The sequence below is a fragment of the Streptodolium elevatio genome, from assembly GCF_040649515.1.
Lineage (GTDB): Bacteria > Actinomycetota > Actinomycetes > Streptomycetales > Streptomycetaceae > Yinghuangia > Yinghuangia elevatio.
The window spans coordinates 74,038-93,434 of sequence record NZ_JBEZFP010000016.1; the positions used below are offsets into that span (position 1 = coordinate 74,038).

The 19,397-nt window shown below is 72.5% G+C and carries 19 protein-coding genes; 10 read left to right on the forward strand and 9 right to left on the reverse strand.

Annotated elements, in window-relative coordinates; translation table 11 throughout:
• Window positions 1-120 precede the first annotated feature (120 nt).
• Window positions 121-1,011, forward strand: coding sequence for a carbon-nitrogen hydrolase family protein (locus tag AB0C36_RS09095; RefSeq protein WP_358351488.1), 891 nt, complete (start codon window positions 121-123; stop codon window positions 1,009-1,011).
• A gap of 31 nt (window positions 1,012-1,042) precedes the next feature.
• Here the strand turns inward: AB0C36_RS09095 and AB0C36_RS09100 are convergent, their stop codons facing one another.
• From AB0C36_RS09100 to AB0C36_RS09110, 3 genes are all read right to left on the reverse strand, one after another.
• Window positions 1,043-1,255 (reverse strand): hypothetical protein, encoded by a 213-nt coding sequence (locus AB0C36_RS09100; protein ID WP_358351491.1) that lies wholly within the window; start codon window positions 1,253-1,255, stop codon window positions 1,043-1,045.
• Window positions 1,256-1,358: 103 nt separating this feature from the next.
• Entirely contained in the window at window positions 1,359-1,997 is a 639-nt protein-coding gene (locus AB0C36_RS09105) for a LysE family translocator (protein ID WP_358351494.1), read from the reverse strand.
• Window positions 1,998-2,060: 63 nt separating this feature from the next.
• Window positions 2,061-3,023, reverse strand: a complete 963-nt coding sequence (locus AB0C36_RS09110) for a L,D-transpeptidase family protein (RefSeq protein WP_358351496.1) — start codon at window positions 3,021-3,023, stop codon at window positions 2,061-2,063.
• 196 nt (window positions 3,024-3,219) lie between these two features.
• Here AB0C36_RS09110 and AB0C36_RS09115 point away from each other — a divergent pair, with 196 nt between their 5' ends.
• The gene (locus AB0C36_RS09115) at window positions 3,220-3,759 is read left to right on the forward strand and encodes a hypothetical protein (RefSeq protein WP_358351499.1); all 540 of its coding nucleotides are present in this window, start codon (window positions 3,220-3,222) and stop codon (window positions 3,757-3,759) included.
• Window positions 3,760-3,818: 59 nt separating this feature from the next.
• Here AB0C36_RS09115 and AB0C36_RS09120 read toward each other — a convergent pair whose 3' ends face one another.
• A complete protein-coding gene (locus AB0C36_RS09120) occupies window positions 3,819-4,703 on the reverse strand; it encodes an alpha/beta fold hydrolase (RefSeq protein ID WP_358351502.1) in 885 nt (294 codons plus the stop codon).
• Between the two features lie 92 nt (window positions 4,704-4,795).
• Between AB0C36_RS09120 and AB0C36_RS09125 the strand changes: the two genes are divergently transcribed.
• Both AB0C36_RS09125 and sigJ read left to right on the forward strand, forming a co-directional pair.
• Window positions 4,796-5,347, forward strand: coding sequence for a MarR family winged helix-turn-helix transcriptional regulator (locus AB0C36_RS09125; RefSeq protein ID WP_358351504.1), 552 nt, complete (start codon window positions 4,796-4,798; stop codon window positions 5,345-5,347).
• Between the two features lie 180 nt (window positions 5,348-5,527).
• Complete coding sequence (gene sigJ / locus AB0C36_RS09130) at window positions 5,528-6,412, forward strand: RNA polymerase sigma factor SigJ (RefSeq protein ID WP_358351506.1); 885 nt, start codon at window positions 5,528-5,530, stop codon at window positions 6,410-6,412.
• A 67-nt stretch (window positions 6,413-6,479) separates the two neighbouring features.
• Here sigJ and AB0C36_RS09135 read toward each other — a convergent pair whose 3' ends face one another.
• The 4 genes from AB0C36_RS09135 to AB0C36_RS09150 all read right to left on the reverse strand — a co-directional run bounded on the left by AB0C36_RS09135 (window position 6,480) and on the right by AB0C36_RS09150 (window position 11,478).
• Window positions 6,480-6,923, reverse strand: a complete 444-nt coding sequence (locus tag AB0C36_RS09135; protein ID WP_358351508.1) for a DUF3592 domain-containing protein — start codon at window positions 6,921-6,923, stop codon at window positions 6,480-6,482.
• Window positions 6,924-6,966: 43 nt separating this feature from the next.
• Window positions 6,967-7,797, reverse strand: a complete 831-nt coding sequence (locus tag AB0C36_RS09140; RefSeq protein WP_358351511.1) for a pentapeptide repeat-containing protein — start codon at window positions 7,795-7,797, stop codon at window positions 6,967-6,969.
• Between the two features lie 239 nt (window positions 7,798-8,036).
• Window positions 8,037-9,236: a lipid-transfer protein gene (locus AB0C36_RS09145; protein ID WP_358351514.1), complete on the reverse strand. Its 1,200-nt coding sequence runs from the start codon at window positions 9,234-9,236 to the stop codon at window positions 8,037-8,039.
• Window positions 9,237-9,273: 37 nt separating this feature from the next.
• Window positions 9,274-11,478: an acyl-CoA dehydrogenase family protein gene (locus AB0C36_RS09150; RefSeq protein WP_358351517.1), complete on the reverse strand. Its 2,205-nt coding sequence runs from the start codon at window positions 11,476-11,478 to the stop codon at window positions 9,274-9,276.
• Window positions 11,479-11,712: 234 nt separating this feature from the next.
• Here AB0C36_RS09150 and AB0C36_RS09155 point away from each other — a divergent pair, with 234 nt between their 5' ends.
• Window positions 11,713-12,387, forward strand: coding sequence for a class I SAM-dependent methyltransferase (locus tag AB0C36_RS09155; RefSeq protein ID WP_358351519.1), 675 nt, complete (start codon window positions 11,713-11,715; stop codon window positions 12,385-12,387).
• A 717-nt stretch (window positions 12,388-13,104) separates the two neighbouring features.
• Here AB0C36_RS09155 and AB0C36_RS09160 read toward each other — a convergent pair.
• Window positions 13,105-13,410 (reverse strand): hypothetical protein, encoded by a 306-nt coding sequence (locus AB0C36_RS09160; RefSeq protein ID WP_358351522.1) that lies wholly within the window; start codon window positions 13,408-13,410, stop codon window positions 13,105-13,107.
• 250 nt (window positions 13,411-13,660) lie between these two features.
• On the opposite strand from AB0C36_RS09160, the gene AB0C36_RS09165 reads away from it, so the two are divergent.
• The 5 genes from AB0C36_RS09165 (at window position 13,661) to AB0C36_RS09185 (ending at window position 18,795) form a co-directional block, all read left to right on the forward strand.
• Window positions 13,661-14,347, forward strand: coding sequence for a hypothetical protein (locus AB0C36_RS09165; RefSeq protein WP_358351525.1), 687 nt, complete (start codon window positions 13,661-13,663; stop codon window positions 14,345-14,347).
• Window positions 14,337-15,416, forward strand: coding sequence for an N-acetylmuramoyl-L-alanine amidase (locus tag AB0C36_RS09170; RefSeq protein ID WP_358351528.1), 1,080 nt, complete (start codon window positions 14,337-14,339; stop codon window positions 15,414-15,416). The genes AB0C36_RS09165 and AB0C36_RS09170 overlap by 11 nt, the downstream gene beginning before the upstream one ends.
• Before the next feature lie 169 nt (window positions 15,417-15,585).
• Window positions 15,586-16,569 carry a hypothetical protein gene (locus tag AB0C36_RS09175; RefSeq protein ID WP_358351542.1) on the forward strand — a complete coding sequence of 328 codons (984 nt, stop codon included), beginning with the start codon at window positions 15,586-15,588 and terminating at the stop codon, window positions 16,567-16,569.
• A 220-nt stretch (window positions 16,570-16,789) separates the two neighbouring features.
• Entirely contained in the window at window positions 16,790-17,560 is a 771-nt protein-coding gene (locus tag AB0C36_RS09180; protein WP_358351531.1) for a hypothetical protein, read from the forward strand.
• A 218-nt stretch (window positions 17,561-17,778) separates the two neighbouring features.
• Window positions 17,779-18,795, forward strand: coding sequence for an LLM class F420-dependent oxidoreductase (locus AB0C36_RS09185; RefSeq protein WP_358351534.1), 1,017 nt, complete (start codon window positions 17,779-17,781; stop codon window positions 18,793-18,795).
• Window positions 18,796-19,397: the final 602 nt, after the last annotated feature.

Sequence of the window (19,397 nt, forward strand, 5' to 3'; positions counted from 1 at the left end):
CCGCGACCTCGCCCTCGACCTCCTTCGCACCCCTGGCTCCCTCGCCCCCTCGCAATCCCCTGGCCCCTGGCACCCCCGGCGACCACCCGGCGCCACGAACTCCCGGAGACCCGGCACCTCATGCACCGCACCCGCAAGCACACCGGCAACCGCACCCTTGCGATCGCCGCGCTCCAGACCTCCCCCGTCCCCCACGACCTGGACGCCACCTGGGAGCGCTTCGCCGCCCAGGTGCGGGCCACGAAGACGACGTTCCCGCAGACGCAACTCCTCGTCGCCCCCGAGCTGTTCCTCGCCGCCGAGGCCCCGCTCCTGGAGGCACGTGCGGACTGGATGGAGCAAGCCGCCGTCCCGATCCCGGGGCCGCTCACCGACGGCCTCTGCGCGCTGGCCCGCGAGACGGGCCTGTGGCTGGTCCCCGGCACCCTCTACGAACGCGCCGACGACGGCACCATCTACAACACCGCAATCGCCGTCTCACCCGACGGCGAGATCGCCGCCCGGTACCGCAAGGTGTTCCCCTGGCAGCCGTACGAACAGACTGCCCCCGGAAGCGAGTTCGTCGTCTTCGACCTTCCCGCTCTGGACACCCGCGTGGGCCTCGCCATCTGCTACGACGGCTCGTTCCCCGAGACCGCCCGGCAACTCGCCTGGCTCGGGGCCGAGGTCGTCATCCAGCCCACGCTCACCACCACGCGCGACCGCGAGATGGAACTCGTCTGCGCCCGCGCCAACGCCTGGACCAACCAGGTCTACGTCGTCAATCTGAACGCCGCCGCGCCCGCCGCCGTGGGCCAGAGCTGCATCGTCGACCCCGAGGGCACGGTACGCCAGCAGGCCGGACCCACCGACGAAGTCCTCGTCGACATCCTGGACCTGGACGCCGTCCCCCGCACGCGCACCCACGGCTCCAACGCCCTCAACCGCCCCTGGCACCAACTCGCCGCGTACGGCCAGGACATCAAGCTGCCGATGTACGGCGGCACGTTCCACCCCTCCCCCCACATCTGACCCGCCCCGCCCCGGCAGGCGGCGGCGCGCGCTACTCCAGCGCGGGTTCCGAAACGGCGTGCGGGCCCAAGGGCACGGCGCTCTCGCCGCACCAGCGTTCGACCGCGGCAATGCGCGGCAGACCGGGGGCGAGCGCACGGGCGTCGGCCAGGGCCCGGGCGGCGCGCGCGGGGCGGTTCCGGACCGTCTCGACGAGAGCGAGCGTGCACTCGACGTGCGCCGCCGCGTGGGGGCCCACCACCACGCCGCGGGCCTGGACCGCGGCGCGGAGGGCACGCTTGGCCTCGCCCCGGGGGATCGGACGCGCGCCGGGCCGTCGCCGACGCTCGCAATCTCGAACCGTCGGGTCAGTCCTTGCGGCCGGTTGCGGCGATCGTCACGCCCAGCCCGATCATGGTCAGGCCGCCCGCGCCCCCGACCGCGGCCAGGCGGCGCGGCGAGTCGGCGAACCAGCCCCGGGCGGTGGCCGCGGTCAGTCCCCAGATGCTGTCGAAGACGATCGCTATGGCGTTGAACACCAGGCCCAGCAGCAGCATTTGCAGCACCACGTGACCCTGGCCCCGGTCGACGAACTGCGGGAGCACGGCGGCGAAGAACACGATGGTCTTGGGGTTGGCGACCCCGACCGCAAAGCCTTCACCCAGCGTGCGCCACGTCCCGTGGCGCGGGGTCTCGCCCGCGAAGGCCGCGTGCAGCGAACCGCGTTGGCGTATCGCCTTGACGCCGAGATAGACGAGGTACGCGGCCCCGGCCAACTTCAGCATCGTGAACACCAGCACCGAGCGCTCCACGACCGAGCCGACGCCGAGGGCGACCGCCACGACCAGCACGTACGCGCCCAGCGTGTTGCCGACGACCGTCGTCAGCGCGGCCCGGCGCCCCTGCGCCAGGGCCCGGCCCACGACGAACAGGACGCTGGGTCCGGGAATGATGATGAGGAGGAAGGACATGGCCGCGAAGGCGACGAGACGGTCTGTGGACACCATGCGCCTATGGCTACCACGCCGCTCACGGGGACGGACATCGCATTTCCGCGCGACCTCCCGGCGTTACCCGATGGCGATGCGGGGATGCTGCGCCGGGTCCAGCCAGCGCAGTGTGGCGGCAAGGAAGTCCTGCGGCACGGACACGCAGCCCGCGGTCGCGCCGGAGCCGTTCACGTGCAGGAAGATCCCCGCACCGCGGTACCGCACCGCCGGGGAGCGGTTGAAGTCGATCACCACCGAGTAGCGGTACGCCGGGTCGTGCCGGGCGAGGCGCTCCGAGCCGTTCGTGGCGCTCTCCGGCAGGGTTCGGTCGAAGCCGCCCTGCGATCCGAGTCGCATCTGGTTGTAGTAGGCCGAGTTGTTGTCCTGCACCCACCAGTGGTCGGCACCCACACGCGTGTACGGCATCGCCGTGCCCGGGTCCGCGTTGATGCCGAACGCCTCGGTGAGGGTGTACGTCCCACTCGGCGTCGTACTCGTGTTCTGGGTGCGTGACGCCCCCGGCACCACGCCGTTCGCGCCGATCCGCGCGTTCTCGGTGACGGTCAGCCTGGTCCAGCTCCCGTCCGCCTGCCGCTGCCAGGTGGCGACCGTGGCGTACGAGCCGCGGGCCGTCACGGTGATCAACTGCCGGGCGTCGCCCAGCTGCACGGGCACCGGGAAAGCGGGCGGAACGGGCTTGGCGGCCGTGGTGGCGGGCGCGGGCGGGCGCGTCGTCGCCGGGGGCCGCGCACTCGGGCTCGCGGTGGTCGGCTTCGCCGTGGCCGACGGAGATTCCGCCGGGGGCGTCCCGGTCGCCGTGGGGGTCTCGGGAGCCGGTGGCGTGGTGGGCACCGTCGTCGGCGGGGCGCTCCCCAGGGGCGGCGCACCGGTTGACATGTCCGGAGCCGAGACCGGCGCCGCGGCCGGAGCCGGCGTACCCGGTGCGGCGCCGCCGCGGTCGCCACCGCTCGCGCAACCCGCCACTGCCGTCTGCACGATCGCGGCCGCCAACAGCCACGTCGCCAGTCGCCGTGCTCGTCTCACGGGCCCCCCTGCTCGGTCGTTTCCGGCCACCCCGCCGCAACGCTATCCGGTACCCGCGCCTCCGGCTGCGGTCCTGGGACACGTATCCCGGCGCGTGCGACGATGAGCCGGTCGGTCGGACGTCGGCATGCGCGTGGGCGGCGACGCGGTGACGCGACGCCGCGGGCGCGCAACTGCGGTGAGGGGACGGTGTGCCATGTTCTACGCGTTCGGTTTCGAGCGTCTCGGCGTGATCGTGAGCGACCTGTACTTCGTCGATCCCGAGCCCGAGGAGGGGCAGGAGGGCGCGGAGCGGGGCGTACGCCTGGAGCTGCGCCTGCTCGCGGCGGGCAAACTGCACGGATCCATCTACTCCGCCCGCCCGATCACCGTCGACCGCCCGCTGTGGCGCGCCGACCTCCTGGAGTCCGTCGCCGGACCGGCCGGCAGTTTCGACCGGACGCACCACCACCCGCGGTTCGACGGATGGGAGCCCGGCCACCGGGTGTTCGTCGAGGAGTTGTCCGCCGACCCGCTGGCGTGGGTGGCCAAGCGTCTCGCGGATCCCGAAGGGCTGCTCGCCAAGGCGGGCGCGGCACCGGACGAGATCACCCTGGCCGACGCGGCGGAACTACGCGCGGCCGTACCGCAGATCGTGGACGCCGTCCGCACCCTGCTCGACCGCATCCGGGGCGGCGAACTCGCCCTGCCCCCGGGGCCCGAGCCGGTCACCAACGCCCGCGTCAGCTGGCTCTGACCCGCCGCCGGGCTTGAGCAACTGCCGGACTTCTCCGGCACGGCCCTTCGGCATGCGGTTTAGCCGGTGTGCGCGAGGATCTCGGGAACCACCGTGTCCCACAGAGCGCGCGGGAACACCTCGTGCCCTGTCGCGGGCATCGCGACGAAGCGCGCTCCCGGAATCTCCGCGGCCAGCGCGTGGCCGTGGCCGAGCGGGAAGAGCGGGTCCTCGGTGCCGTGCAGGACCAGGGTCGGCACCGCGATGTTCGCGAGCCGGGCCCGCCACGGCTCTCCGGCGTCGATCAAGAACGGGTTGGTGACCTGCGCCGCGATGGCGCCCGCCCGGTCGACCATGCGCTCCGCCGTCGCGCGCACGCCGTCCTCGTCGAACGGATGGGAGCGGCCGGCGAACGGGCGCTCCGCGTCGACCAGGTAGGCAACCACGGCCTCCCGGTCCGACCAGTCCGGACCCGCCTGCTCCTCCTCGGAGCCCTCGGCGAAGATCGCCGTGAGGGCCTCGGTCATCGGCGGCAGGTCGCCGGCCTCGTGGCCCGGCCCGCCCGGTGTCGAGGACGCCAATGTCAGCGTGGCCGCGGACTCCGGGTGGTCCAGCGCCAGCAGTTGGCCGACGGCGGCGCCCTGCGACATGGCCACGACGTGCGCCGGGGCGATGCCGAGTGCGGCGATCAGCTCGGCCGCGTCGGCCACGAGCGTACGCAGGTCGTAGTCCGGCTCGCCCACCGGACTCGCGGTGGACCGGCCGGCGTCGCGGCTGTCGTACCGCACCACATGGCGGCCGCCGTGCACGAGGCGGGCGACGAACTCGTCGTCCCAGGCGGCGGCCGAGTGTCCGGCGCCGTGGACGAGCAGCACGGCCGGGTCCGCCGGATCGCCGAACGCCTCGGTGAAGAGTTCGACGCTGCCGCCCGCACCGACCTTGACGAACTGTTCCCTGCCGGCCATGAAGCACTCTCCTCGGAAAGATTCGTTACATGTAACCAACAACCTACACAGTGATCGGTTACATGTCACGAACTTCTTTGTAGGCTGGCCCCATGCCCTCCTCACCTCGAACCGCCGGCGCCCCGAAGCCAGGACCGGCACCTGGCGCGCCCGCGCGCCGGTCCCCGGACGCGGCCACGCCCCCGGAGACGGACGCGGACATCGCCGCCGCCTGGGACGCGTACCGCCGCCTGCACCAGTTCGTCGACGCCGCGGTCGCCCGCGAACTCGAGCAGCAGTCGGGCCTGTCCATGCCCGACTACGAGGTCCTGGCCGCGCTCGCCGCGATGACCGGCCCCGATTCCTGCATCCGCGTCCGGGGTCTCGCCGCCCATCTGCACTGGGCGCACAGCCGCCTCTCGCGCCAACTCGGCCGTATGGAGGCTCGCGGCCTGATCGCCCGCGAGCCGTGCGAACGCGACGGGCGGGGCGACGACGTGGTGCTCACCGACCAGGGGCGCGAGGCGTACGACCAGGCCGCACCCGGGCATCTGGCTTCCGTGCACCGGCACTTCACCGGTCTGCTGAGTCCCGCCCAGCGCGCCGCCCTCGTCGGCATCGAGCGGACGGTCCGACTGGCGGGCACCGGACAGCCCACGCCCTGAGCGCCGCTCGGCCGTGGCTCGGACCGCCGCCTGGGCCGGCCCTTCGGCCCCGGCGTTCGGACGTCCGTACGACCGGCCTTGTCACATCCCGGCCGCCGCGCGCGTCAGTGCTCCGAGGGACCGCACAGGACGGACCGCGCGGCGCGGACGGTGCGGGTGACCGCGGAGGAGATGGCACGCATGGACGACAAGGACTTCCTTGCCGAGCGCTTCGAGGAGAACCGCGCCCATTTGCGGGCCGTGGCGTACCGGATGCTCGGCTCGCTCAGCGAGGCCGAGGACGCGGTGCAGGAGGCCTGGATCAAGCTGTCGCGGTCGAACGCCGACGAGGTGGGGAACCTCGGGGGCTGGCTGACCACGGTCGTCGGACGGGTCTGCCTCGACATGCTGCGTTCGCGTACGCACCGGCGCGAATCCCCGCTGGAGAGCACCCGCGTTCCCGACCCGATCGTGGGCAGCGCGGAAGGCGACCCCGAACACGAGTCCGTGCAGGCGGACTCCGTCGGGCTCGCGCTGCTCGTGGTGTTGGAGACGCTGCCGCCCGCCGAGCGGCTGGCCTTCGTGCTGCACGACATGTTCGCGGTGCCGTTCGACGACATCGCACCCATCGTCGGCCGTACGCCCGCCGCCGCCCGGCAGTTGGCGAGCCGCGCGCGACGGCGCGTACGGGGCCAGACACCCGAGCCGGAGGCGGACCGGGCCAAGCAGCGCGCGGTGGTCGAGGCGTTCCTGTCCGCCTCCCGCGAAGGCGACTTCGAGGCACTGTTGCGGGTCCTCGACCCGGACGTCGTCCTGCGCGCGGACGTCGGCGCGGGCAAGTTGGGCGTCTCGCAGGTGGTACGCGGCGCCCGGGCGGTAGCCGAACAGGCGCTCAGGTTCCGCGACTTCGCGCACGCGGGCCGGCTCGTCTCCGTGAACGGCGGCATCGGCATCGTCAACGTCCCCGAGGGCAGGCCGCTTTCGGTCGCGGGCCTCACGATCGCGGACGGCCGCATCATCGAGATGGACATCCTCGCCGACCCCGACCGCCTGGCCCGCCTGGACTTCGAGTTCCTGGAGGACTGACCGCGAACGCCCCCGAGGGCGCCGGCCCACGTGCCCAAATTCCGCCAGACCAGGGCGGACCTTGGTCCTAGGCAACGTGCGTCAGCGCCGTCGTCCACAGGAACACGAACAAGCCCAGCGCCACCAGGCCCAGGAGGAGGACGAACGCGGTGCCGACATGGCCGCGGTGGCGGATCGGACCGGTGACGCGGTCCGGGTCCTCGGGGTCGTACACGACCTCGACGCGTGTACCCGAACCGCGCACGGTGGCCCGGACCGCGGTGATCGACCGCGCCTCCCAGAAGCCGCCGTCCGTCAACGGGAAGCGGTAGACGGGCACTTCGGAGCCGCGGTAGCGGCCGCGGCGCAGTACCGGGAGGTGCTCGTACCGCATCAGGTCGCCCGTGACGCGCACTCCGCGCCGCCGCAGGATGAGCGCGTCGCGGATCGGCAGCAGGCCGTCGCGCAGGACACCGAAGCCCAGCACCGCGAGCACGAGGCCGATCGCCGCCATCACGAGGGCAGGCACCATCGCGGCATTGTGGCCGCCGAACGGCCCGGCGCGGTAGACCTCGTCAGCGCTCCCAATGCGCGGGCCTCCCGACGCGGGCCGGAAGTCTCGTACGCGCGTCCCCGCGCGCCGCGGCGACCTGCGGCCGAGTCAGGAACACCGCACCCGTGAGGTCCGCCCCCGACACGTCGGCGTCGCGGAAGTCGGCGCCCAGCACGTCCGCCAGCCGCAGGTCGGCGCCGCGCAGATCGGCGCCGATCAGGTACGCCCCGCGCAGACTCGCCCCGCGCAGGTCCGCGCCGCGCAGCTTCGCCCCCATCAGGTCGGCTCCCCTGCGGTTCTTGCGCTTTCCGCCGACCTCCGCGCGCGCGAGTTCGCTGGTCCGGGCCAGCAGTTCGCCGACCGGGGCGCGGTGCGCGGCGACGTCGAGGCGCGCGAGCTCACCGGGGCCCAGCAGAGTCAGGCGCTCGATCTCCGCCAGGGCGCGGCGCAGGTCCGGGAGCAGCGGGCGGGCGGCGGGCAGTTCGACCGCTTCCGTGAGGTACCAGAGGAGTTCGTGCAGCTGCCGCATGACCGGGAAGACGTCGAACATCGGCCGGGCGACGTCCGGCGACCCACGCCACGACCGGCCGGCGAAGGTGATCTGCGAGACCTTTTGGCCGGCCCCGAAGCAGTCGAAGACCGTGCAGCCGGAGAACCCCTCGCGGCGCAGGTCGGCGTGGATGCCGCAGGTGTGGTCGGGGCGCAGGTTGCCGCACGGTGTGCCGCCGGGCTTGTCGGCGGCGAAGTCCGCCGACTTCGCGAAGGGCAGTGCGACGCAGCAGAGCGCAAAGCAGTTCGCGCAGTCCCCGCGCAGGTCGGCGGGGGCGTTCGCGGGCGGTGGAGCGGTGGGCACGGCGGCGGAGCTGTCCAGACCTGAGGGGGTGTGCGGAGGGTCTTACATCATGCAGAGAGGGGGCGTACGGGAAAAACCGTACACCCCCTCCTGCGCACCTCAGGCCCTCACGACCCGAGGTGCGGTCTCAGTCTCACGGGTCCCGCCGACAGGCCCCGTCGACAGGCGCCGTCGACACAACCGGCAGTCGAACCCGGCTGCCCGGACCGGTTGTCGGATCCGGTTGCCAGGACCGGCTGTCAGAACTGGCCGCGCCGGTACAGCCCCACGACCGCGGCACCGCCGAGGCCGATGTTGTGGGTGAGGCCCACCTTGGCCTCGGCCACCTGGCGGGCGTCCGCCTCGCCGCGCAGCTGCCAGGTGATCTCGGCGGCCTGCGCGAGCCCGGTCGCGCCGAGCGGGTGGCCCTTGGAGATCAGGCCGCCCGACGGGTTGACGACCCACTTGCCGCCGTACGTGGTCGCGCCGTCCGCGATGAGCTTGCCGCCCTCGCCGTCCGCCGCCATGCCGAGCGCCTCGTACGTCAGGATCTCGTTGATCGAGAAGCAGTCGTGCAGCTCGATGACGTCGACGTCGTCGATGGTCAGCCCGGACGTCGCGAAGACCTTCTCGGCAGCCGCGCGCGACATCGGCTTGCCGACCACGTTGATCACCGAGCCGTCGAACGCCTCGCCGGTGTCGGTGGTCATGGTCTGCGCGACGATTTCGATCGCCTTGTCCTGGAGCCCGTGCTCGATCACGAACCGCTCGCTGACCACCACGGCCGCCGCCGCGCCGTCCGAGGTCGGCGAGCACTGCAGCTTGGTGAGCGGCTTGTGGATCTCGCGCGCGGCCAGGATGTCGGCGAGCGAGTACTCGTCCTGGAACTGCGCGTACGGGTTGTTGACCGAGTGCTTGTGGTTCTTGACCGCGACGAGGGCGATCTGCTCCTCGGTGGTGCCGTAGCGGTCCATGTGCTCGCGCGCCGCGTTGCCGAAGATCTGCGCGGTGGGCGGCGTCATCTCGAACGGGTACGCCTTGGCCATGATGCCGTAGTGGCGGCCGACCGGGCTGGTGGCGAAGCCGCCCTCGCCGGTGCCGCCGCCCATCGCGCCCTTGGTCATCTTCTCGAAGCCGATGGCGAGCACACAGTCGTTGAGGCCGCCCTCGACGAACTGACGGGCCATCATCAGCGCCGTGGAGCCGGTCGCGCAGTTGTTGTTGACGTTGTAGACCGGGATGCCGGTCAGGCCGATCTCGTACACGGCCCGCTGGCCCTGCGTCGACGCACCGAAGCTGTAGCCGACCGGGGCCTGCTCGACGAGGTCGTACGAGATGCCCGCGTCGGCCAGCGCCTTCTCGCCGGCCTCCTTGGCCATGTCGTAGTACTGCCAGTCCTTGCTCTCCGGCTTCTCGAACTTGGTCATGCCGACGCCGACGATGAAGACCTTGTTGGACACGGAACCGCCCTCCCAGAAAAAGCTAGACTCGATCAAGTTACTTCTCGGCGGGCGCCGGGTCACGGGGCAGACCGAGAATTCGTTCGCCGACCACGTTCAGCTGCACCTGCGTCGTACCGCCCGCGATGGTCAGGCAGCGGCTCATCAGGAACCCGAACGAGGCGCGCGCGCCGGCGTCCTCGTCGACCGCGCCGAGCGCACCGAGGATCTCCAGGCTCAGTTCCGACTCGCGCTGCTGGTGGGGCGTACCGACCAACTTGCGCACCGAGGCGCCCGGGCCGGCCTCCAGGCCGGAGATCTGCGCCATCGTGGTGCGCAGGCCGATGAGCGCGAGCGACGACGCCTCCGCGATCAGCGCGCCCAGGCGTTCGCGATAGCCGCCGTCGACGAACTCGCCCGCGGGGCCCGCGACCGCCGCGACCAGGTTCTCGATGCCCGCCCCGAACGACGAGTCCGCGCCCATGTGCACGCGCTCGTTGCCGAGCGTGTTGCGCGCGACCTGCCAGCCGCCGTCGACCTCGCCGACCACCATCTCGTCGGGGACGAACAGGTCCTCGATGAAGATCTCGTTGAACATCGCCAGGCCGCTGATCTCCTTCAGCGGCCTGATGTCCAGGCCCGGCGAGGCCATGTCGACGATGAAGTACGTCAGACCGTCGTGCTTCGGCTTCTCCGGCGACGTGCGGGCGAGCAGGATGCCCCACTCGGAGTCCTGGGCCCGAGACGTCCACACCTTCTGGCCGTTGATCAGCCAGCCGCCGTCGACCTTCGTCGCGCGCGTGGTGAGCGACGCGAGGTCGGAACCGGCACCCGGCTCGGAGAACATCTGGCACCACTGGAAGTCGCCGCGCAGCGTCGTGAGCGCGAACTTCTCCTGCTGCTCGGGCGTGCCGTACGCGAGGACCGACGGCAGCACCCAGTTGCCCATCGTGATGTCCTTGAGGCGGATGCCCGCGGCCTTCATCTCCTGCTGGATCACCAGCTGTTCGACGGCGCCGGCGCCGAGCCCGTAGGGCGCGGGCAGGTACGGCGCCGCATAGCCGGTCGGCGCCAGCGCGATGCGTGCCTCGTCGGCGCTCTTGCCCACCGCCGGTGCGATGGCCGCGCGGGTCCGCTCGCGCAACTCCTCGGCGTCCTCCGGCAGATCGAGTACCAGCTCGCGGCGGGCGCCCGCGGCGGCCAGCTCGGTGACGCGCAGCTTGTGGGCGGCGCCCGGGCCCGCGTACTGACGCAGGGTCAGCGCGCGGCGCAGGTAGATGTGCGCGTCGTGCTCCCACGTGAAGCCGATGCCGCCGAGGATCTGCACGCAGTCCTTGGTGGTCGTGAACGCGGCCTCGATCGCGTACGTCGCGGCGATCGCGGCGGTGAGCCCGCGCGTGGCGGCGTCCTCGCCGAGCGCACGTGCGGCGTCCCAGGTGACCGCGCGCGACTGCTCGACACGGACCAGCATGTCGGCGCACATGTGCTTGACGGCCTGGAACTGGCCGATGGGCCGCCCGAACTGCTCGCGCACCTTGGCGTATTCGGTCGCGCAGTCGAGCGCCCACGCGGCGACGCCGCACGCCTCCGCCGACAGCAGGACCGCGGCGTGGTCGCGGACCAGCGCGGCGTCCACACCGGACAGCACGCGGGACGCGGGGACCGTCACGGCGTCGAGGACGACCTCGGCACTGCGGCGCGTCGGGTCGACGCTCTTCAGCTCGCGGATCGTGGTCGAGGCCGCGTCGACGACGAACCACACGTCGGCGCCGTCCGCCCGGCGGGCCGCCAGCACCAGCAGGTCGGCGGCCACCGCACCGAGTACCGGCTTCGCCGTGCCGGACACGGTCAGGCCGCCCTCGGCGGACGCGGCGGTCAGGCCGGACGGCTCCAGCGCGACGGCCGCGATCGTGGCGCCCTCGGCTATGCCGGGCAGCAGCTCCTTCGCCAGTTCGGCCGACCCGGACGCGCCGATGACGGCGGAGGCGAGCACGGTCGGCAGGAAGGCGCCGGGGAGCATGGCGTACCCGGCCTGCTCCAAGGCGACGGCCGCCTCGACCGTCCCGTAGCCCGCGCCGCCGAACTCCTCGGCGATGTGCATGCCGAGCAGGCCCTGCTCGGCGAGTCCCGCCCAGTGCGGGGGGCGCTCCTCGGCCCCGGCCTCCAGGGCGCGGCGTACCTCGCCGATGGGTGCAACACGTTGCACCCATCCGCGCACCGACTCCTCAAGAGCCCGGTGCTCCTCCGTGATCCCGATCGCCATGTGCCCTCTCCAGTGCTCTCGCTGTACGTCCGTACCTGCGATGCGTGCGATGCCCGCGAAAACGCCGCCGTCGCCGCGATAGTAGAACGCGTTTCATTTGATGGGGAGGGCCGAAGCCCCGTACGACGCCGGATGTGGCCCTCGACACGGCAGCCCGCGGAGCGCTGCGGCAGGATGATCGCCGACACGCCCCGAAGAAGACAGGGGCGCCGAGGTTCAAGAGCAGGGGACCGCATGACGGACCGCACCACGGACCGCCCCGCCGCCGACGGCGGCGCCATCGACCCGCGCGTGCTGGACGCCTTCGACTCGGCCGTCGGGTTCATGCCCGCCGACGAGGGCGCCGCGCTCTACGCGGCGGCAGTGGAGGCGGCGAAGGTCGGCCCGCTCCTGGAACTCGGCACGTACTGCGGGCGGTCCACCATCCTTCTCGCGGCGGTCGCGCGCGACGCCGGCACGGTCGTCGTGACCCTCGACCACCACCGGGGCTCGGAGGAGCAGCAGCCGGGCTGGGAGTACCACGACCCGACGCTGGTGGACCCCGAGGTCGGGGTCATGGACACGCTGCCCACCTTCCGCCGCACTCTGTTCCGGGCCGGCCTCGAGGAGTACGTGGTCGCCCTGGTCGGACACTCGCGCGCCGTCGCCCCGCTGTGGAACACGCCCGTGGGCATGGTGTTCATCGACGGCGGCCACACCGACGAGCACGCGAACGGCGACTACGAGGGATGGGCGCCGCACGTCGCCAAGGGCGGACTGCTGGTGATCCACGACGTGTTCCCGAACCCGGAGGACGGCGGCCAGGCGCCGTACCGCGTGTACCTGCGGGCGCTCGCCTCGGGCGCCTTCACGGAGGCCGCGGGGCACGGGTCGCTGCGCGTGCTGCGGCGTACCGGCGACGGGATCTGATCCGTCGTCAACCGGCCGCCCGGTGGCGGCCGGGTCCGCGGCCGGCCCTGAGTCAGGGCCGCCACCTTGTCGTCTCGTCGACAAGCCGTTTGGCGGCTTGTCGACGAGGGGTGAGGGAAGTCCGGCAAACATCAACTAAGTCAGTGACACGGCCGTGTCCGAGGCGGGACACTAAGTGCCCCGACGAGGTCCGTACGTGACGGGATCCGAAATGGCCGAGGGCGAGCACTACGAGCGGGTTTGGGATCCGGCGACGCGTCGCTGGACAAGCCGCCCGGCGGATGGTGGGACCCCGGGGGCACCCGCCGAGGACCCGTCGGCAGCGGACGGGCGCGTACCGGATGGGTCGGCGCCGGACCGGATCGCGCACGACCGGGACGCGAACGTCCCGGCCGCACAGGACCGGCCGACGCAGGACCGTCCTGAGCAGGACCAGCCGACGCAGGACCGGCTCGGGCAGGATCGGCCGGCAACGGATCCGGCGACGCGGGACTGGTTGGCCAAGGGGCGCCGCGCCGTCGCCGGGCCCGCGTCACCGCCTGCGCCCGGAGCCGCGCCTGCCGGGGGACCGCCGCCGAGACCCGGCGGCCCGCCACCGAGACCGACCCAGGCACCGAACGTCCACCTCGGTCCCGCGCGGCCCGCCGCGAACCCCCGGGCCCCGGAGGCCGGGACGCCGTCCGGACCGGGCGCCGCGCAGGCGACCGGCCCGTGGTCTCAGCCCACCGTCCGCGGTCCGGCCGCGCTGCCGCCGGGAGCGGCGGGACCGCCCGCGCTGCCCGGCCCTCCGGGCTCGCCCGCTTCACCCGGTTCGTCCGGTACGCCTGGCTCGCCGGACGCGGCCGCCCCGCTCATGCCCGGTGATGTCGCCTCGGGAGACGGCGACGAGGTCTCCCCGGGCTGGTTCGCCCGTAGCCAGGAACCGCCGCGCATGCCGCGCGGAGCGACCTTTGCCGACGCCGCCGCGGGTCCGCGTACCCCGCCCCGCGGCATGCCCGTGCCGGGGACGCCGCCGCGCGGCACGCCGAGCCCCTTCGGCCCGGGCCCCTACACTCCCCCGCACGGAACACCCGGACCTGTCACGGCCGCCGGAATGCCGACCTCGTCCGGCAACGTTTGGGCACCGATCCCGCCGGCCCCGCCGGCGGGCGGTCCCGGGGGTCCGGGCGGGACCGCCGGCCGGCCCTTGCCCGGTCAACCTTCTGCGCCTGAGCACGGCTCGGGCGATTCCGGCGGTTCGAACGTCCGGATCCTCGCCGTCATCACCGCGATCGTGGTCCTGCTCGCTGTCGCGATCACGGTGGTCGTCATGCAGCCGTGGCAGGACGACGACGGCGCCACCGTCGCCGACTCGTCCGGCCGCCCGACCGCGGGCCCCGGTCACTCCGGCGGGCCCGGGCGTACCACGCAACCCGCACGGCCCGGCGACAGCGCGAACCCGTCCGGCAACACCTCGGCGTCGCCCGGGAGTTCGCCGTCGGCCTCGGCGTCGCCCTCCGCGTCCCCGTCGGCCTCGGGCGACCCCGGCACTCAGGCCGCCGCACTCAGCGGACTGCTCGACAACAGCGGTGCCTCGCGCCAGTCGGTGATCAACGCGGTCAACAACGCCAGCGGCTGCACGGCGCTCACCGCCGCGGCCTCCGACCTGTCGCGCGCCGCGGACTCGCGCAACGCACTGCTCGCCGAACTGGACACGCTCAAGTTCGACGCGCTGCCGGAGGCGGCCCCCGCGCTCTCGGCCCTGCGTACCGCGTGGCGGGAGTCGGCGAGTGCCGACGCCCACTACGCTGCTTGGGCGCAGGCCCAGGCCGACAGCGGATGCGGGGCCGGGCAGACCAGCAAGGATGCCGGGGACGCCGCGAGCGGCCGGGCGACCGCCGCCAAGCAGGCGTTCGTGCAGGCGTGGAACGACATCGCGACCCGCTTCGGACTTCCGACAAGGACCGAACTTGCCATCTGATCCGTCCGATCCGTGGGAGCCCTGGGACGGCCCGCCGGCCCCCAGGCGCCAGGCCCGCGACCGCCGCGAGGCCGACCGGAGGCGTACCCGCGTCACCGTCGCCGTCGCCGTCGCCGCCCTGGCCCTCGTCGGCGGTACGGCACTGGCGGTCGGCTGGCCGGACGGCGACGGATCCGACGCGGTCTCCGCCGCATCCTCGTCGCAGATCTCCCTGCCGGATGCAACCTCCCCCCTCAGCACGGGAGTTGGCATGCCCTCCGAACCCGTACCGCCGCGGGCCGACGGCCTTCCGCCGAATGCCCAGGGCCCGCCCGCGTCCGTTCCCGGACCGCCGCCGCCCGCGGTTCCGCCGAGCACCGCGCCGCCGCCCGGGACGGGCGCGCCGGACGCCAGACCGCTCGCGGGCAAGACCGTGGTGATCGACCCGGGCCACAACCCCGGCAACTCGCGGCACACCACCGAGATCGGCCGCCAGGTCGAGGCCGGCGGATTCCGGAAGAACTGCGACGAGACCGGCACCGAGACCAACGGCGGTTACACCGAGGCGGAGTTCACCGTCGACGTGGCCAACCGTACGCGCCAGGTCCTCGTCGCGCTGGGCGCCGACGTGGTGTTCACCTGGGACAGCGACCGGCCGTGGGGCCCGTGCGTGGACGAACGGGCACGCATCGGCAACGACGCGCACGCGGACGCCGTGGTGTCGATCCACGGCGACGGCGCGACGTCCGGCGGCACCGGGTTCCACGTGATCGTGCCCGCGAAGGTGCAGGGCGGCGGGTCGGACACTGGCCCGATCCTGGTCCCGTCGCAAGCCCTCGGCGACGCGCTGGCCCAGGCGTTCGCGCGGAGCACCGGCGCGAAACCGTCGAACTACGTGGGACAGAACGGCATCGACGTACGCGACGACCTGGGCGGGCTGAACCTGTCCACGGTGCCCAAGGTCTTCATCGAGTGCGGCAACATGCGCAACGCGGGTGACGCCGGCCGCATGACCGACCCCGTCTGGCGCCAAAAGGCAGCCCAGGGGATCGCGTTCGGCATTCGCGACTTCCTGATGAAGGGGACGTGAACCGGACGCCCCGACCTGCACGCAGCAACGAACTTCCGTAAGCTCCCCCGGACCCGTCAGCCGTGACGGTCGGCCGCACTCCGAACGCGCGGCGGCGTACGGGACATCCGGGAACCTCGCGCCTACGTCCCCCATCGCGACATTGAGGAGAACCGTGAACCAGAGAGGCATGACACGGGGAGACGGTCTCGTCTTCGTCTGTGTCGCCCTGATCTTCGGCATGTCGTTCGCACCGTATTTCAAGGCCTCGGCCGGCGGCTCGGGCCGGTCCAGCGGCTTTGACGACGACGACAGTTCGAGCGGCGGCGACACGCTCAGCGTGAACGCGTGGGCGCAGGACCACTGGCCGCTCATGGCCGTGGTGATCCTGCTTCCGTTGATCTCTTTCGTGCTCCTGGTGGCGCATCGGTACATGGTGAACGCCGACCAGCGCCCCGTCGGCGGGCTGACGCTGCGTCAGTGGGCCACCGCCTTCGCCGTCGTCGCCGCGTGGGCGGCGCTGTGGTCGCTCGGCGGCAACGTGTTCGGCAACGCGGACGAAGCGTTCGAAGGCTCCAACATCGACCTGGAGCACGGCTTCGGGGCGTTCGTGATCCTGCCGTTCACGCTGGTCATGGCGCTGCTGCTGATCGTCATCGACCGCATCCCGGGGCTCGCCTACCCGCTGTTCATCGCCGCGCCGGCGTACCCCGCGGGGTACATCCCGCAGCAGCCCGGTCAGCCGGGTCAGCCGGGTCAGCCGGGCTACGGCACGGGCATGTACGGCGCGCCCGTCGTGCCGCCCGGGACGCCCGTCGCGCACATGCCTCCGCCGATGACCCACGGAGCCGGCATGCCCGCAGCGGCGCCTGCTCCGATGCCCGCTCCGGCCCCCGTACCGTCCTCCGGCTCGGGCCCGGGCTCGGCACCGGGCTCCGGCCCCGGCTCGACCCCGGCTCCGTCCGCCGCAGCCGACTTCGCGCAGTTCTGGCTCGCGGTGCCGGAAGAGCGCCCGCTGCTGCCCGTGGGCGGCCTCGACAAGACCCCGGTCGCCACCCTGGTGCCCGGCAGCTGGTACCTCGCCGTGGAGCCCGCGGGCGACGGCCTGGTCGTGGAGGTGGACGGAGTCCGAGGTGTGCTGTGGGACACCTCGGGTATCCAGCGCGGAGAGTAACGACACCCCGACGCAAGACGAACTTTTCCCATGAATCCGGGCCTTGCCGCGTCGCCCCCCGACCGGCGGGACACCCGCCCCCGACCGGATCTGGCACAGTGTCCGACCGGAAGACATCAACCCCATGCACCGGCAGCGCGCGGGGGCGCGGCCGGTGCGGCAATTCGGGTCGCCCCCGTACCCTGGCGGCGCCCACCCCCTCGGGAGGAGACCCCAACTAGTGGATATCAAGAAACTCACTCGCGGTGATGCGATCGTCGCGGTCGCAGCGCTGCTGATCTTCATCTTCTCGTTCCTGGCGTACATGAAGGCCGAAGTCGGCGACTTCTCGCGCAACGCCTGGGCCAGCGAGCTCGCCCCGGTCGTGACGTCCGAGGTGATCATCCCGATCGCGGCGGCCGTGCTGTACATCCTGGGCGGCCTGCAGCCGCGTCCGCAGGTGCTGTTCGGCCTGACCCTGCGTCAGTGGGCGGTGCCGCTCGCGATCGTCACGCCGCTCAACGCGCTGTGGTCGCTCGCGGCCATCCCGGACGGTGCCGAGGCGGGCATCGGTGCGATCTTCATCATCATCGCCTCGCTGATCCTGGCCGGCGGAGTCATCGCGAACGAGATGGTTCCGGCCCTCAAGGCCCCCCTCGGCCTCGGTGGCGGCGGTTCGGCCGCTCCGGCGGGCGGCTACGGCGGCCAGCAGGCCCCGTACGGTGCCCAGCCGCAGCAGGGTGCCCCCTACGGCGCCCCCCAGCAGGCGCAGTACGGCGGTGCCCCGGCGCCGGCCCCCGCGCCCGCGGCGGCGGACCCGTCCTTCCAGCCGTACTGGTTCTCGGTGCCGGACCAGCGCCAGCTGGTCGACGCGCAGACCAACGCCCCGGCCGGGTCGCTCAACCCGGGCGTGTGGTACCTCGCGGTCGCGCAGCACGGCCAGGGCCTCCTGGTCGAGGTCGACGGCGTCCGCGGCGTTCTGTGGAACGTCTCGGGGATCCAGAAGTCGTAGTCCGGGCCACCCACGGCCCACAGTGACCGGCGTCACTCTCGAGGGGGCGCCCGCCGCGTTTCGCGGCGGGCGCCCCCTCGGCGTTCCGCGTGCCGGGGTGCCTCGCGTACGGCGGCGCCCCGGGGCCCATGGTCAACAAAGTAAAACGTGTTCTACAGTGCCAGGCGGAACCTGACGCCCCTTCAGGGGCCGTCCCCGCGGCCATGAGGAGAAACACGATGCGGCTCGGTCTGACATTCGGGTACTGGGGGCGCGGCCCCTCGGCCGGCTTCGTCGAAACCGCCCAGGAGGCGGAGCGCCTCGGTTTCGACTCGGTCTGGACCGCCGAGTCGTGGGGCTCCGACGCCTTCACACCGCTCACCTGGATCGCCGCGAACACGTCCCGCATCAACCTGGGCACGGCGGTGACCCAGATGACGGCGCGCACCCCCACCGCCACCGCGATGCACGCGCTCACACTCGACCACCTGTCGGGCGGGCGCGTGATGCTCGGCCTCGGCCTGTCCGGGCCGCAGGTCGTCGAGGGCTGGTACGGGCGGCCGTTCCCCAAGAGCCCGCTCACCTTCACGCGCGAGTACGTCGACGTGATCCGCCAGGTCCTGCGCCGCGAGGGCCCCGTCGCCCTCGAAGGCCGGTACGCGCAGCACCCCTACCGCGGCGAGGACGGCACGGGCCTCGGCAAGCCGCTCAAGCCCATCACCCACCCCCTGCGCGCCGACATCCCCCTCTTCCTCGGCGCAGAGGGCCCCAAGAACGTGCACCTGACGACGCAGATCGCCGACGGCTGGCTGCCGCTGCACTGGTCGCCGTACAACCCCTCCGTCTACGGCGAATCCCTCCGCGACAAGCCCGAAGGCTTCCGCATCGCGCCTATGGTGCAGGTCGTCCTGGAGGACGACCTCGAAAAGGCGATGTTCCCCATCAAGGCCGCCATGGGCTTCTACGTCGGCGGCATGGGCGCCAAGTCCAAGAACTTCCACGCCGACCTGATGCGCCGCTTCGGCTACTCGGACGCCGCCGACCGCATCCAGGACCTGTTCTTCGAGGGCCGCCGCGAGGAAGCCATCGCCGCCGTCCCGAGCGAATTCGTCGACGAGATCGCCCTCGTCGGCTCAGCCGACCGCATCCGCGACCGCTACACCGCCTGGCGCGACGACAAGCACGTCACCGACATGATCGTCACCACCAAGGACCCCACAGCCCTGAAACTCCTGGCAGACCTCGCCAACGCATAGCCCCCACAACCACCAAGCAGCGCCCCCAACACGCAGCGGTCTCAACTCCGTCTCCAACCCCACGTTCCGTTCCGAAACGCGGAGTTGAGCCCCCAACCCAACGCTGCGCTCAGAAGCGACGGGGAGGCACCCCACAGTGCGGACCCTCCACGCGCCCCGGACTCAACTCCGGCTCCAGCCTCGTGTTCCGTTCCGGAACCGGGCTGGAGTCCTCACCTGGGCCCTGCAGTCGGAACCCCGACGGGCCCCACCTCACGATGCGGCACCCTGCACGCATGGGCCCACCTCCATCTCCAACCCCACGCTCCCTTCCGGAGCGCGGAGTTGGGCCCCGCCCGACGCTGCGCTCAGAAGCACGACGGGGAGGCACCCCACAGTGCAGACCCCTCCACGCGCCCTGGACTCAACTCCGCCTCCATGGTGCGTTCCGGTCCGTCGCGAGGCCCCCAACCCGAGGCTGCAGTCAGGAGCGTGCTGGGGCCTCACCTCGCGATGCGGAACCCCCACTGGGGTTGTGTTCGACGAGCGCAGCGAGGAGAGCGGCCGGAGGCCGCCAAGCAGACTTTCCTGCGCCGGAGGGAGCGCCAGCGACCGCAGGTGAA

Coding starts and splice junctions, on each gene's coding strand:
- AB0C36_RS09150 (WP_358351517.1), bottom strand. CDS start 11,478: ATGGCGATCGGGATCACGGAGGAGCACCGGGCTCTTGAGGAGTCGGTG.
- AB0C36_RS09175 (WP_358351542.1), top strand. CDS start 15,586: ATGACACGGGGAGACGGTCTCGTCTTCGTCTGTGTCGCCCTGATCTTC.
- AB0C36_RS09125 (WP_358351504.1), top strand. CDS start 4,796: ATGCCCTCCTCACCTCGAACCGCCGGCGCCCCGAAGCCAGGACCGGCA.
- AB0C36_RS09105 (WP_358351494.1), bottom strand. CDS start 1,997: ATGGTGTCCACAGACCGTCTCGTCGCCTTCGCGGCCATGTCCTTCCTC.
- AB0C36_RS09135 (WP_358351508.1), bottom strand. CDS start 6,923: ATGGTGCCTGCCCTCGTGATGGCGGCGATCGGCCTCGTGCTCGCGGTG.
- AB0C36_RS09185 (WP_358351534.1), top strand. CDS start 17,779: ATGCGGCTCGGTCTGACATTCGGGTACTGGGGGCGCGGCCCCTCGGCC.
- AB0C36_RS09115 (WP_358351499.1), top strand. CDS start 3,220: ATGTTCTACGCGTTCGGTTTCGAGCGTCTCGGCGTGATCGTGAGCGAC.
- AB0C36_RS09120 (WP_358351502.1), bottom strand. CDS start 4,703: ATGGCCGGCAGGGAACAGTTCGTCAAGGTCGGTGCGGGCGGCAGCGTC.
- sigJ (WP_358351506.1), top strand. CDS start 5,528: ATGGACGACAAGGACTTCCTTGCCGAGCGCTTCGAGGAGAACCGCGCC.
- AB0C36_RS09095 (WP_358351488.1), top strand. CDS start 121: ATGCACCGCACCCGCAAGCACACCGGCAACCGCACCCTTGCGATCGCC.
- AB0C36_RS09155 (WP_358351519.1), top strand. CDS start 11,713: ATGACGGACCGCACCACGGACCGCCCCGCCGCCGACGGCGGCGCCATC.